This is a genomic window from Rhodococcus oryzae (assembly GCF_005049235.1).
GTDB lineage: Bacteria > Actinomycetota > Actinomycetes > Mycobacteriales > Mycobacteriaceae > Rhodococcus_G > Rhodococcus_G oryzae.
On sequence record NZ_SUMD01000004.1, the window covers coordinates 153,110 to 166,249 of the forward strand.

Sequence of the window (13,140 nt, forward strand, 5' to 3'; positions counted from 1 at the left end):
CCGCGCCCGCCAGGTCTGTCGTTTCTTCGGCCGTGACTACCGGATTGTCGACTTCATGGGCTTCTGCTCGGCCGGGGCGAGCTCGCGAACACGACCGGAGGCATAAAGCGCCGCGGTCGCGGCCGTGCAGGCGCCCGCGAGTGCGACGTGCACGGTCACCAGGACGGCGGGGACGTGGGTCCAGAACTGGACCAGGCCGACGCAGGCCTGCGCGACCACGACGCCCACCACCACCTTGAGCCGCAGGGTCACCGCGGCCCTGGCACCGACCGCGTACAAGCCGAAGCCGAGGCCCACCAGCAGCGCGAGGTAGGCGACCAGCAGTTCGGCGTGCAGGTGCACCAGATTCGTGATGTCGAGGTTCAGCCGCTCGACCGTGCGCTCGGGGTTCTTGTCGCCCGCGTGCGGTCCGGCGCCCGTCACCATGGTGCCCGCGACCAGTGTCCCGGCCAGCGCGACGCCGGACAGCGCGGTCAGCCAGCGCAGCTGCTTCGGCACGGCGATGACGTCGACGCCGTCGTCGGGCTGGTCGATCTTGTGGTACAGGATCACCGACAGCCACACCATCGCCATCGACACCAGCAGGTGTACCGCGACGGTCCACCAGAGCAGCCCGGTGAGCACGGTGATGCCGCCGATCACCGCCTGCGCGACGGTCGAGAGCGGCATCAGCCAGGCGTAGGCGAGCACCTCGCGGCGGCGGGCGGCGCGGGTCACCGCGAGCACCACGGCCGCCGCCGTCGCCACCACCAGGAATGTCAGCATCCGGTTGCCGAACTCGATGGCCTGGTGGAACCACGGCGCCGTCGCGGTCCCGGTGGGCACGAAGCTGCCCGGGTGGCACTGCGGCCAGGTGGTGCAGCCGAGGCCCGACGCGGTCACCCGGACCACGGCGCCGGTCACGGCGATACCGCCCTGGGACAGGATCACCGCGACGGCGATCCATTTCTGCACCGCCAAAGAGGGGAGCGGCAGACGGTTGACCAGGCTCAGGAACCCTCGATACAGCACGCCCCCGATGGTAGATGCCCGTCAACTACAGAGCGTCGTTGGGGGCTGGCCGCACCCGGAACCTCAGCTTCCTGAGCTCCCCGCACTGCCGAGGCTGCCGGAACCGTTCGCGCCGACCTTGAGGATGCCGGTGATGGTGCCCTGCAGGTAGTCGCCCTGCCCGGTGATGAGCGCCGACATCTGCAGGGTGTCGTTCGCCGTGGTGCCGGGGAGCCCGGTGCGCTTCAGGATCGAGCCGGTGCTCGGGTCGATGACCGCGAACGCATACCCGTCGAGCGGGCCGCCGGTGCCGTCCCGCAGCACCGTGTAGAGATGGCCGTCCGCGGTCGACAGGTGCGGCACCGCGGAGCTGCGGAGCGCGTTGTCCCACACCTGATGGCAGCCGGCCCCGTCGAGGTCGACGCGGGTCATGCCGCCGGTGAACGGGGCGGTCGCGGGCACGGCCGGTCCGGCGCCCTCGGGCACCTTCGGGTAGGGGTAGCCGTAGGTGCCCGCGATGAACACGGAGTTGCCCACGCCGATCGGGGAGTTCTCGCTGCCGGGTCCGCCGGCGCCGAGCACCGGGATCTTGCAGACCTCCTGCCCGGTGTCGGTGCGGTGCACCAGCAGGTTCACCCGGGTGTCGGCGCTGTCCACGATCGCGACGTACTCGTAGCCGTTGGTGGGACCGAAATAGGTGGGGGTGGACCCGGTGCCCCAGCTCAGCTGCCCGGGTTTGCGGGCCGAACCCCGGTCGTACTCGCGGCGCCAATCGATCTTCGGGGTGCCGTCCGCGGCGAGGCTCAGCTGGTACAGGGCATGGGTGGTGGCCACCGACGTGCCCGCCGGGGAGGTGGAGATGCTGTTCTGCACCTGCTCGCCCGCCGGTACCGCGACGGTCTTGGCGACGCCCGCCGTGTCGACGGAGCCGATCACCCCGCCGCCGGTCGCGAACCAGACGTTGCCCTGCCAGTCCGGCGCGAGGCCCGTCACCGCGTCGCCGTCGGGGATGGCCCCGGACAGGTCGACGGTCGAGTCGATGAACAGCGCGTTGTTCGCGTGGCCGACCCGCTGGAGCTTGCGGTCACCGTCGACGGCGACCAGTCGGTTCTGGTTGTCCAGGAACGCGTACACCCCGCCGAGCAGGCTGCCCTTGGTCAGCTTGAGCTGGGCGAGCGATCCACCGACCGGCACTGCCGGTGCGGCCGGATCGATCAGGTGCACGGTCGGGTCCTGGCCGAGCACCGAGGTGCACAGCGCGACCACCAGTCCGTCGGAGCCCTGCAGCACGGTCGGGCACGCGGCCAGGAGCGGGTACGAGGTCACCCCGACGGCTCCGTCGCCTGGGCCCGCCAGCGGCGTCGCGTCCGAGGATCCGGCGTCGCCGTGCATCGTCGAGGTGCCCATCGGCCCGAGGAACGGGTTCGGCGGCGCGAGCGGGCCCCAGGTGGGCTGGGCGGAGGCGAGTCCGCCGCCGAGGGTGATCGCGGAGACGGCGGCCATGCAGGCGAGGGCGCGGAGAGTTTTCGGCACGGCTTCGCATATTGCCGCCTCCCGGCGGAAATGAATACGTTTTGAAACGATCCGAATCAGGTGAATTTGAAGTAGCGGGTCGCCAGCCACGCCGCGACCGAACCCCAGACCACGAGCACCGCGACCGCGAACAGGTCGAGCGAGCCGCCGATCGCCTGTTGCAGGGCCTCGGCCAGGGCGCCGGACGGGATCAGCCGGGCGGCCGTGTGCAGCGGTCCGGGGATGTCATCGGAGAACACGACGGAGCCGATGCCCGCCATCACGAACCAGAGGACGTTCGCCAGCGCGAGCACGATCTCGGCCCGCAGGGTGCCGCCGAGCAACAGCCCGAGCGAGGCGAACGTGACGGTCCCGAGCGCGATGATCAGCGCGCCCAACAACAGGCCGGTCGGCTCGGGTCGCCAGCCGAGCGCGAAGGCGATGCCGCCCAGGATGACCGATTGCATGGCGACCACGATGATGACCGCAGCGCTCTTGCCCACGATGATCCCCCAGCGCGGGAGGGGGGTAGCACCGAGCCGCTTGAGCGCGCCGTAGCGCCGATCGAAACCGACAGCGATCGCCTGACCGGTGAACGCGGTGGACATGATCGCCACCATCATCACGGCGGGCAGGACGGTGTCGACCCGGGGGTCGCCGAGGTCGCCGATCGGGAGCAGGCACAGCCCGATCAGGAGGGTGATCGGGATGAACATGGTGAGCAGCAGCTGCTCACCGTTGCGCAGGAGCAGGGTCAGCTCGAGCCGGGTCTGGGCCGCCAGCATGGGCAGCGCGGCGCTTGGCCTGGGATCGGGGGTGAAGGTCCCCGCCTCGAACCTGTTGTCGGCGAGCCGGTCTTGCACGTTCATCCCCTCAGATCCCGTCCGGTGAGGTCGAGGAAGACGTCCTCGAGCCTGCGCTGATCGACTCGCAGTTCGGTGGCGAGCACATCGAGCTCGGCGCACCACGCGGTCACCGTCGCCAGCACCTTCGGGTCGACGATGCCCTCGACCAGATACGACCCGGGGGAGACCTCCCGTGGGGTGAATCCGGTGGGCAGGGCGGCCCGCAGCCCGCTCAGGTCGAGGTTCTCGGGCGCGAGGAACCGGAGCTGTCCGGCCGAACCGTGTCGCGTCAGCTCTGTCGGAGTGCCCTCCGCGACGATCCGGCCGTGGTCGATGATGATCAGGCGGTCGGCCAGGGCCTCCGCCTCGTCCATCAGGTGGGTGGTCAGCAGCACGGCGACGCCGTCGCGGCGCAGCGCGTCGATCAGCTCCCAGACCAGGAGCCTGGCCTGGGCATCGAGACCCGCTGTCGGTTCGTCGAGGAACACCAGTTCGGGCCGCCCGACGAGCGCGCAGGCCAGCGCGAGGCGCTGCTGCTGTCCACCGGAGAGCCGGCGGTAGGGCGTCCGTGCGGCGTCGGTGAGGCCGAGGGTCCGCAGCAGCCACGCCGGGTCGAGCGGATCGGCGGAGTACGCCGCCACCAGGTCCAGCATCTCGCCAGCCCGGGACCCCGGGTAGGCGCCGCCGCCCTGCAGCATGACTCCGACACGCGCCCGCACCGCTCCGGAATCGGCGATCGGGTCGAGGCCGAACACCCGCACGGTGCCGCTGTCGGGGCTCAGGAAGCCCTCGCACATCTCCACGGTCGTGGTCTTGCCCGCGCCGTTGGGGCCGAGCAGTGCCAGCACCTCGCCGCGGTGCAGGGACAGATCGAGGCCGTCGACGGCGGTGACGCTGCCGAAGGACTTGACCACGCCATCGAGCCGAAGAACCGGATGCGCCGTGTCGGACGCGGAAGAGCTCACGGGGCCTCAGCGTATTCGGCGGTCGATCCGTGGCCGTTCGGTGCCCCGGTCCCGGCCCGCCACGGCAGCCGGTCTCGGGTGAGGAACATCGCCAGTCCCACCACGAGGATGGTGGCGACGGCGGCCTGGACGATCATGAACGGCTGGTACTCGCCGCCGTTGGGCATCACGATCAGACTCACCGCCGACGAGAAGACGATCGCCGGGATGCGGAAGACCGGCCGGGTCGCCCACGCGGCCAGCGGGATGACCGCCCACAGCAGGTACCAGGGCTGGACTACGGGGAAGAGCAGCACCAGGACGCCGAGGGAGACGCCGAGCGCGCCCACCGGGTGAACCCGCCCGACGAGCACGGCCACCAGCATGCGCAGCGCGACGAAGGCCGCCGCGAGTGAGGCGATCGGCCGGGTCAGGTTCAGGACGGCGGTGGTGTGGTCGCCCAGTCCGAGGAACACACCGGCCAGGCCGGTGCCGAGTCCGAGCAGCGTCGGCAGCGACATCCAGCTCCGCACCTCGTTCGCGACGCCGAGGGTGCCGGGCGAGAGCCAGGCGAAGCCGAGGCCGCTCGCCAGGCTCACCACCAGGATGACCACTGCGGTCACCGCCGCCAACAGCGTCGCGGCGGCCACCACGGATCTCATGGTGCCACCCCAGCGCCGGGCCAGCGCCATGCCGATGAACCCGAGTGCGAGCAGCGACGGGATCTTCACCGTCGCGGACAGCGCGATCAGACCCGACCCGGCCAGCAGGTACATCAGGTTCCGGCCGCCCGCGGTGGCGCCGCGTATGTCGAACCGGATCGGGTCCGCGCTCTCGACGGCGCGCAGCGCCAGTTCCATGCCCGCCAGCATCAGGCCGAGCATCAGCGCCTCGTTGTGGATCCCCGCGACCAGGTGGAACAGCAGCAGCGGGTTGGCGGCGCCGAGCCAGAGCGCGGTGACGCTGGCGACGCCGCATCGGCGCGCCAGCCGGGGGAGTGCCCAGACGATCAGCGCGACGCCCGCGAGCGCGAGCAGCCGGTGCAGGAAGATGCCTGCGACGATGTTCTCGCCGGTCACCGCGGAGATGCCGCGACCGATCCAGAGGAAGAACGGCCCGTACGGCGCGGGGGTGTCGCGCCAGATGGTCGGCACGGTCCTGGTCAGCACGTGGTCGACGCCGAGGGCCTGAGCGGGCCCGATCGCGTACGGGTCCAGTCCGCGCGCGGTGATCTCGCTCTGCGCCAGGTACGAGTAGACGTCCTTGCTGAACATCGGGGGTGCGATCGTCAGCGGGATCACCCACAGCAGCAGGGTGCGGTCCAGCTGGGAGCGGGTCAGCCGCCGGGGTGCGGCGCCCTCCCCTCGGTAGCGGCCGATCGCGAACCGGCCGAGCAGCAGCCACGCCAGCACCACCATCACGCTGCCGGTCATCGTCAGCGTGAGCGCGGTCGCGCCGAGGCGCGCGGGCAGCCCGAGGATCCGCAGGCCCTGCACCGGGTTCTGCAGCACCGGCTGCGCGCCCGCACCGAGCGCGCCGATCGCCATCAGCACGGCCCCGGTCGCGCCGAAGCGCCTGATCCCCGTGAGCTGACCGGTCTCGCGCTTGTCGAGTCCGGGGGCCTCCGCCTCGTCACCGTGCAGGCTCGAGACCTCGAAGCCGTGGTGGGGGCCGTCGATTCCCAGCCCCCGCTTGGCGAGGGTCACCGCCCATTCGCGGAATCTGGTCGCCGGGCCGGCGCTGGGGGTGTCACCGGAGTCCGGTGCGTCGTCGGTCTGCGGCACATGGGGCAGCGTAGCGGTGTAATACAGGGCACCCTTGGTGGACCAGCTCCGATAATTCCGTCACACTTGTGTTGTGAAAACGGCACCGGCTCGGGACACGCGGAGTGAAGGCGCAGGTCATGCACCTGTTTCGCCTGCGCTCAGTGGTGCCCCGACCGCAACCGTGGTGGGCCACGACGGGCACACCAGGGCCGCCGTCGTCCAGCTTCTCCTCGAACAGGGCCCGATCACGGCCCCCGAGATCGGCGCGAAGCTCGGTCTGAGCGCCGCGGGTGTCCGACGTCACCTCGAGGCGCTCATCGATGCGGGCGAGGCGCGATCCTCGAACGCCGCGAGCTGGCAGCACAAGGGCCGCGGTCGCCCGGCGAAGCAGTTCCAGCTGACCGCCGCCGGCCGTTCGCGCCTCGGCCACTCCTACGACGATCTCGCAGGCGCAGCCATGCGGCACCTCCGCGAGGTCGGCGGCGAGGAGGCGATCGTGGAGTTCGCACGCCGCCGGGTCCAGACGATCGTCGCCGACATCGATCCCGTCGCCCCGCACACCCCCGGTGAGGTGGCCGACACCGCCGACGCCATCGCGGACGCGTTCACCTCGGCCGGCTTCGCCGCCACCACCCGCCCGGTGGGCAACGGCGTCCAGATCTGCCAGCACCACTGCCCGGTCTCGCACGTCGCCTCGGAGTTCCCCGAGCTGTGCGAGGCGGAGACGCAAGCCTTCGCCGAGTTGCTCGGCACCCACGTGCAGCGCCTGGCGACCATCGCCAACGGTGACTGCGCCTGCACCACTCACATACCCATCGCTCCACCGGACGAGCCCGACTCGTCGCCAGACGCATCCCCGAAGTAAGCACCACCCACGCCGATGCCCAGCCCGCACCGGCACGCAACAAGACTCCGGAAGGAGCTCGCATGACAGTCACCCAAGATCAGGCATCCGGCAGCACGGAGAAGTCGCCTGCACTGACGCAGGACGAGGCCATCGCCTCGCTCGGCCATTACGGCTACGGCTGGTCTGATTCCGACGTGGCAGGCGCCAGCGCGCAGCGCGGGCTGTCCGAGGCCGTCGTGCGGGACATCTCCGCGAAGAAGAACGAGCCCGAGTGGATGCTCGACGTCCGGCTCAAGGCGCTCAAGACCTTCGACAAGAAGCCGATGCCGCACTGGGGCTCCAACCTCGAGGGCATCCACTTCGACAACATCAAGTACTTCGTGCGCTCGAGCGAGAAGCAGGCCGAGTCCTGGGAGGACCTGCCCGAGGACATCAAGAACACCTACGACAGGCTCGGCATCCCCGAGGCGGAGAAGCAGCGCCTGGTCGCCGGTGTCGCCGCGCAGTACGAGTCCGAGGTCGTCTACCACTCGATCCGTGAGGATCTCGAGAAGCAGGGCGTGATCTTCCTCGACACGGACACCGGGCTCAAGCAGCACCCGGAGCTGTTCAAGGAGTACTTCGGTTCGGTGATCCCCGCCGGCGACAACAAGTTCTCCGCGCTGAACACCGCGGTCTGGTCGGGCGGCTCCTTCATCTACGTGCCGCCGGGCGTGCACGTCGACATCCCGCTGCAGGCCTACTTCCGGATCAACACCGAGAACATGGGCCAGTTCGAGCGCACGCTGATCATCGTCGACGAGGGCGCCTCGGTGCACTACGTCGAGGGCTGCACCGCGCCGATCTACAAGTCCGACTCGCTGCACTCCGCGGTCGTCGAGATCATCGTGAAGAAGGGCGGCCACTGCCGCTACACGACCATCCAGAACTGGTCGAACAACGTCTACAACCTGGTGACCAAGCGCACCAAGGTGGACGCGGGCGGTTCCATGGAGTGGGTCGACGGCAACATCGGATCCAAGGTCACCATGAAGTACCCGGCCGTGTGGATGATGGGCGAGCACGCGCGCGGCGAGGTCCTCTCGGTCGCGTTCGCGGGCGAGGGCCAGCACCAGGACACCGGTGCGAAGATGCTGCACCTGGCGCCGTACACCTCCTCGACCATCGTCAGCAAGTCGGTGGCCCGCGGCGGCGGACGCGCCTCCTACCGCGGCCTGGTCCAGGTCAACAAGGGTGCGCACGGCTCGAAGTCGACCGTCAAGTGTGACGCCCTGCTGGTCGACCAGATCAGCCGTTCGGACACCTACCCCTACGTGGACATCCGCGAGGACGACGTGTCGATGGGTCACGAGGCGACCGTCTCGAAGGTCAGCGAAGACCAGTTGTTCTACCTGATGAGCCGCGGCCTCACCGAGGACGAGGCAATGGCCATGGTGGTGCGCGGGTTCGTCGAGCCCATCGCCAAGGAGCTGCCGATGGAATACGCCCTCGAGCTCAACCGCCTGATCGAACTGCAGATGGAAGGGGCCGTGGGTTAGTGGCCAACGCAAACGAGGCGACGACCGGGGTCAAGGCCGCCGTCGCCGGTGAGAACATCGTGCCCGCCACCAACAAGGGCGAGGTGTTCACCTCATACGACGTCAACGCTTTCGAGGTCCCCGCGGGACGCGACGAGGCGTGGCGCTTCACGCCGCTGCGCAGGCTGCGCGGCCTGCACGACGGCACCGCGGTCCGCTCTGGCGCCGCGACCGTCGAGGTCCAGGCGGTCGAGGGTGTCAGCGTCGAGACCGTCGGCCGCGACGATGCCCGTCTCGGTCAGGCCGGTGTACCCGCCGACCGCATTGCCGCGCAGGCGTACTCCGGCTTCGAGTCGGCCACGGTGATTACCGTGGCCAAGGAGCATGAGGTCGCCGACGCCGTCAACATCGTGGTGACCGGGCCCGGCGTGGACAAGGTGGCCTACGGCCACATCCAGGTTCGGCTCGAGGCCTTCGCGAAGGCCACGGTCGTGCTGGACCAGCGTGGCAGCGGCACCTACGCGGAGAACGTCGAATTCATCGTCGGCGACAGCGCCAAGCTGACCGTGGTCGCGGTGCAGGACTGGGCCGATGACGCCGTGCACGTCGCGGCGCACCACTCGCGGCTCAGCCGTGACGCCGTCCTCCGGTACACCTCGGTGAGCCTGGGCGGCGACCTGGTGCGACTGACCCCGACCGTGAAGTACGACGGGCCCGGCGGCGACGCCGAGCTGCTCGGCCTGTACTTCGCCGACGCGGGCCAGTTCTTCGAGCAGCGCCTGTTGGTGGATCACTCGCAGCCGCACTGCAAGTCGAATGTCGTCTACAAGGGCGCGCTGCAGGGCGATCCGCACTCCGGCAAGCCGGATGCGCACACCGTCTGGGTGGGCGACGTGCTCATCCGCGCCGCGGCCGAGGGCACCGACACCTTCGAGCTCAACCGGAACCTGGTGCTCACCGACGGCGCCCGCGCCGACTCGGTGCCGAACCTCGAGATCGAGACCGGCGAGATCGTCGGCGCGGGGCACGCCAGCGCCACCGGCCGATTCGACGACGAGCAGCTGTTCTATCTGCGTTCGCGGGGCATCCCGGAGGACCAGGCCCGTCGCCTGGTGGTCCGCGGGTTCTTCCACGAGATCATCAACCGCATTGCCGTCCCGGAGGTGCGTGAGCGCCTCGAAGCAGCCATCGAGGTCGAGCTCGCCGCGGTCGGCGTCTGAGATCGCCGACACCACACTTCTCTAAGGAACATTGAATGACCACCTCTGAAAACTCGGTTCTGGAAATCAAGGACCTGCACGTCAACGTCGCCACCACCGACGAGAACGCCGAGCCGATCAACATCCTCAAGGGCGTGAACCTCACGGTCCGCTCGGGGGAGACCCACGCGATCATGGGCCCGAACGGCTCCGGCAAGTCGACTCTGTCGTATGCCATCGCAGGCCACCCCAAGTACGTGGTGACCTCCGGCAGCATCACCCTCAACGGTGAGAACGTGCTCGAGATGAGCGTCGACGAGCGGGCCCGCGCCGGCCTGTTCCTCGCCATGCAGTACCCGGTCGAGGTGCCCGGCGTCTCGATGTCGAACTTCCTGCGCACCGCGGCGACCGCGGTCCGCGGCGAGGCACCCAAGCTCCGGCACTGGGTCAAGGAGGTCAAGGAGTCCCTGACCGAGCTCGAGATCGATCCGTCGTTCAGCGAGCGCAGCGTCAACGAGGGCTTCTCCGGCGGCGAGAAGAAGCGCCACGAGATCCTTCAGCTGGGCCTGCTCAAGCCGAAGATCGCGATCCTCGACGAGACCGACTCCGGCCTCGACGTGGATGCGCTGCGCATCGTGTCCGAGGGCGTCAACCGCTACAAGGAGCGTGAGCACGGCGGCGTCCTGCTGATCACGCACTACACCCGCATCCTGCGGTACATCACCCCGGAGTTCGTGCACGTCTTCGTCGGTGGCCAGATCGTCGAGTCCGGCGGCGCGGAGCTCGCCGACGAGCTCGAGGAGAACGGCTACGTCCGATTCACGCAGGCTGCAGCGACAGGAGCCTAGTTCCATGACCACCTCGGTGAAGGAACTCGACATCACCAGGATCCGGAAGGACTTCCCGATCCTCGGCCGTACGGTGCGCGACGGTAAACCGTTGGTGTACCTGGATTCCGGGGCGACCTCGCAGCGCCCCGTCCAGGTGCTCGATGCCGAGCGGGAGTTCCTCACCACCTGCAACGCGGCCGTGCACCGCGGGGCGCACCAGCTCGCGGAGGAGGCGACCGACGCGTACGAGGGTGCGCGCGCGGCGATCGCCGACTTCGTCGGGGCCGACGCCGACGAGCTGACGTTCACCAAGAACGCCACCGAGTCGCTGAACCTGGTGACCTATGTGCTCGGCGACGAGCGCTTCGAGCGGCACCTGCGCCCGGGCGACGAGATCGTCATCACCGAGCTCGAGCACCACGCGAACCTGGTGCCGTGGCAGGAGCTGGCCCGTCGGACCGGCGCGACGCTGCGCTGGTACGGGGTGACCGAGGACGGCCGTATCGACCTGGAGTCGCTGGAGCTGACCGACGCGGTCAAGGTCGTGTCGTTCACGCACCAGTCGAACGTGACTGGTGCTGTGGCGCCGGTGGCCGAGCTGGTCCGCCGGGCCAGGGCGGTCGGCGCGTTGGTCGTGCTCGACGCGTGCCAGTCGGTGCCGCACATGCCGGTGGACTTCCATGCGCTGGACGTGGATTTCGCGGCGTTCTCCGGGCACAAGATGCTCGGGCCGTCGGGCGTCGGCGTGCTCTACGGCAAGCGTGAGCTGCTCGCGTCGATGCCGCCGTTCATCACCGGCGGCTCGATGATCGAGACCGTCACGATGGAGGCGACCACCTACGCGGCCCCGCCGCAGCGTTTCGAGGCGGGCGTCCCGATGACCTCGCAGGTCGTCGCGCTCGGTGCGGCGGTGCACTACCTGAACGAGCTCGGCATGGACTCCGTCGCCGCGCACGAACACGAGCTGACGGCGCTGGCGCTCGAACAGCTGGGTGCCATCGAGGGTGTGCGGATCATCGGTCCGACCACCCCCGAGAACCGCGGCGGCGCGGTGTCCTTCGTGGTGGACGGGATCCACGCGCACGACCTCGGTCAGATCCTCGACGACGAGGGCATCGCGATCCGGGTCGGGCACCACTGCGCCTGGCCGCTGCACCGCCACTTCGGCGTGGCGGCGACCGCGCGCGCATCGTTTGCCGTCTACAACACCGCCGACGAGGTGTACGCGCTTGCGGCGGCCATCCGTCGGGCGCAGGACTTCTTCGGTACGCATCCCTCGCCGGGTGCTACCGACGACTCGGTCGACGGGGCGTCGTAGACCATGCGGATGGAGCAGATGTACCAGGAGGTCATCCTGGATCACTACAAGCATCCGCACGGGCGGGGGCTGCGGGAGCCGTTCGGCGCCGAGGTGCACCACGTCAACCCGACCTGCGGCGACGAGGTCACGCTGCGGGTGGCGCTGACCGACGACGGCCGGGTGGGCGACATCTCGTACGACGGGCAGGGCTGCTCGATCAGCCAGGCCTCGACCTCGGTGCTCACCGACCAGGTCGTCGGGCTGAGCGTGCACGAGGCGCTCGCGACGGTCGACGCGTTCGATGCGATGATCACCAGCCGCGGCAACATCGAGGGCGACGAGGACGTGATCGGCGACGGGATCGCGTTCGCGGGCGTCTCGAAGTACCCGGCCCGCGTGAAGTGCGCGTTGCTGGGATGGATGGCATTCAAGGATGCCGTTGTTCAAATAGTCGACGGCGCCGACGCTGCGCCCACGAAGAATGTCATCGGCACCGTTGTGCCGGTCCAGACCGGAGGATCGTCATCATGACCGAGACCCAGGCAAACGCCGAGTCCACCGAGGACCAGGCCGTGCAGGAGTCCGCGCCCGCCGCCGATGAGCAGGCGGTCATCGAGCTGACCCCCGACCAGCAGGCGGTGGTGGACGAGCTCGAAGAGGCGATGCGCGACGTCGTCGACCCCGAGCTCGGGATCAACGTGGTCGACCTCGGCCTCGTCTACGGCATCAGCGTCGACGCCGAGGATGTCGCCATCGTCGACATGACCCTGACGTCCGCGGCCTGCCCGTTGACCGATGTGATCGAGGAGCAGGCGCGCGGCGCTCTGGTCAAGAGCGGCCTCGTGAACGACCTGAAGATCAACTGGGTCTGGATGCCGCCGTGGGGCCCGGACAAGATCACGGAGGACGGCCGCGATCAGCTGCGGGCGCTCGGCTTCACCGTCTGATCCGAACGCGACAGAGAAGGCGCCAGACCCGAGTGATCGGGTCTGGCGCCTTTGTCATGCGGTCATGGGGATCAGTTGACGCGCACCGTACCAGTGCAGGACGTGGTCGGGATGCTCCACAGCGCATTCCGGTTGACGGCGCTCCTGGTGATCTCGACGTCACCGGGACCGCTGTTGAGACGGAGGTAGACGGCGCTGCCCATGCCGATCGGCGTGGTCGCGGTGAGGGTGCCCCTGGCCCCGGTGGTCTTGTTGTGCCAGTCGAGGCGGGTGTCCGACAGGTAGGGCGGGGCGAAGAACCAGAGGCTCGACACGTCGGCGAGGGTGAGGTTGCCGGTGCCGGGTCCGTCCTGATTGAAGAATGCCCTGCTGGCGATGTAGGGCTGGTCGACGATGTACGGGCTCAGGCCGAAGCATGTGCTCATGGGTACGACCTGTGTTTC

At 69.2% G+C, this 13,140-nt stretch carries 13 protein-coding genes; 7 read left to right on the forward strand and 6 right to left on the reverse strand.

Annotation, left to right across the window (positions count from 1 at the left end):
• Window positions 1–36: 36 nt before the first annotated feature.
• The 5 genes from FCG67_RS09810 to mptB form a co-directional block, all read right to left on the reverse strand.
• Window positions 37–1,011, reverse strand: coding sequence for a COX15/CtaA family protein (locus FCG67_RS09810; RefSeq protein WP_136909334.1), 975 nt, complete (start codon window positions 1,009–1,011; stop codon window positions 37–39).
• A 63-nt stretch (window positions 1,012–1,074) separates the two neighbouring features.
• Window positions 1,075–2,493, reverse strand: coding sequence for a hypothetical protein (locus FCG67_RS09815; RefSeq protein WP_136909900.1), 1,419 nt, complete (start codon window positions 2,491–2,493; stop codon window positions 1,075–1,077).
• 86 nt (window positions 2,494–2,579) lie between these two features.
• The gene (locus FCG67_RS09820) at window positions 2,580–3,371 is read right to left on the reverse strand and encodes an ABC transporter permease (RefSeq protein WP_136909336.1); all 792 of its coding nucleotides are present in this window, start codon (window positions 3,369–3,371) and stop codon (window positions 2,580–2,582) included.
• The gene (locus tag FCG67_RS09825; protein WP_136909338.1) at window positions 3,368–4,312 is read right to left on the reverse strand and encodes an ABC transporter ATP-binding protein; all 945 of its coding nucleotides are present in this window, start codon (window positions 4,310–4,312) and stop codon (window positions 3,368–3,370) included. The genes FCG67_RS09820 and FCG67_RS09825 overlap by 4 nt, the downstream gene beginning before the upstream one ends.
• Window positions 4,309–5,976, reverse strand: a complete 1,668-nt coding sequence (mptB, locus tag FCG67_RS09830) for a polyprenol phosphomannose-dependent alpha 1,6 mannosyltransferase MptB (protein ID WP_425467821.1) — start codon at window positions 5,974–5,976, stop codon at window positions 4,309–4,311. The genes FCG67_RS09825 and mptB overlap by 4 nt, the downstream gene beginning before the upstream one ends.
• 265 nt (window positions 5,977–6,241) lie before the next feature.
• Here mptB and FCG67_RS09835 point away from each other — a divergent pair, with 265 nt between their 5' ends.
• The 7 genes from FCG67_RS09835 (at window position 6,242) to FCG67_RS09865 (ending at window position 12,697) form a co-directional block, all read left to right on the forward strand.
• Window positions 6,242–6,922, forward strand: a complete 681-nt coding sequence (locus FCG67_RS09835; RefSeq protein WP_246045007.1) for a helix-turn-helix transcriptional regulator — start codon at window positions 6,242–6,244, stop codon at window positions 6,920–6,922.
• A gap of 62 nt (window positions 6,923–6,984) precedes the next feature.
• Window positions 6,985–8,442: a Fe-S cluster assembly protein SufB gene (sufB, locus tag FCG67_RS09840; RefSeq protein WP_136909342.1), complete on the forward strand. Its 1,458-nt coding sequence runs from the start codon at window positions 6,985–6,987 to the stop codon at window positions 8,440–8,442.
• Window positions 8,442–9,641 (forward strand): Fe-S cluster assembly protein SufD, encoded by a 1,200-nt coding sequence (sufD, locus tag FCG67_RS09845; protein ID WP_077041546.1) that lies wholly within the window; start codon window positions 8,442–8,444, stop codon window positions 9,639–9,641. The genes sufB and sufD overlap by 1 nt, the downstream gene beginning before the upstream one ends.
• A 35-nt stretch (window positions 9,642–9,676) precedes the next feature.
• Window positions 9,677–10,468, forward strand: coding sequence for a Fe-S cluster assembly ATPase SufC (gene sufC, locus FCG67_RS09850; RefSeq protein WP_097209849.1), 792 nt, complete (start codon window positions 9,677–9,679; stop codon window positions 10,466–10,468).
• Window positions 10,469–10,472: 4 nt separating this feature from the next.
• The gene (locus FCG67_RS09855; protein WP_097209848.1) at window positions 10,473–11,768 is read left to right on the forward strand and encodes a cysteine desulfurase; all 1,296 of its coding nucleotides are present in this window, start codon (window positions 10,473–10,475) and stop codon (window positions 11,766–11,768) included.
• Window positions 11,769–11,771: 3 nt separating this feature from the next.
• Entirely contained in the window at window positions 11,772–12,281 is a 510-nt protein-coding gene (gene sufU / locus FCG67_RS09860; protein WP_136909344.1) for a Fe-S cluster assembly sulfur transfer protein SufU, read from the forward strand.
• A complete protein-coding gene (locus tag FCG67_RS09865; RefSeq protein ID WP_136909346.1) occupies window positions 12,278–12,697 on the forward strand; it encodes a metal-sulfur cluster assembly factor in 420 nt (139 codons plus the stop codon). The genes sufU and FCG67_RS09865 overlap by 4 nt, the downstream gene beginning before the upstream one ends.
• Window positions 12,698–12,768: 71 nt before the next feature.
• On the opposite strand, the gene FCG67_RS09870 is transcribed toward FCG67_RS09865, so the two are convergent.
• Window positions 12,769–13,122, reverse strand: coding sequence for a hypothetical protein (locus FCG67_RS09870; RefSeq protein WP_246044981.1), 354 nt, complete (start codon window positions 13,120–13,122; stop codon window positions 12,769–12,771).
• Between the last annotated feature and the right edge of the window lie 18 nt (window positions 13,123–13,140).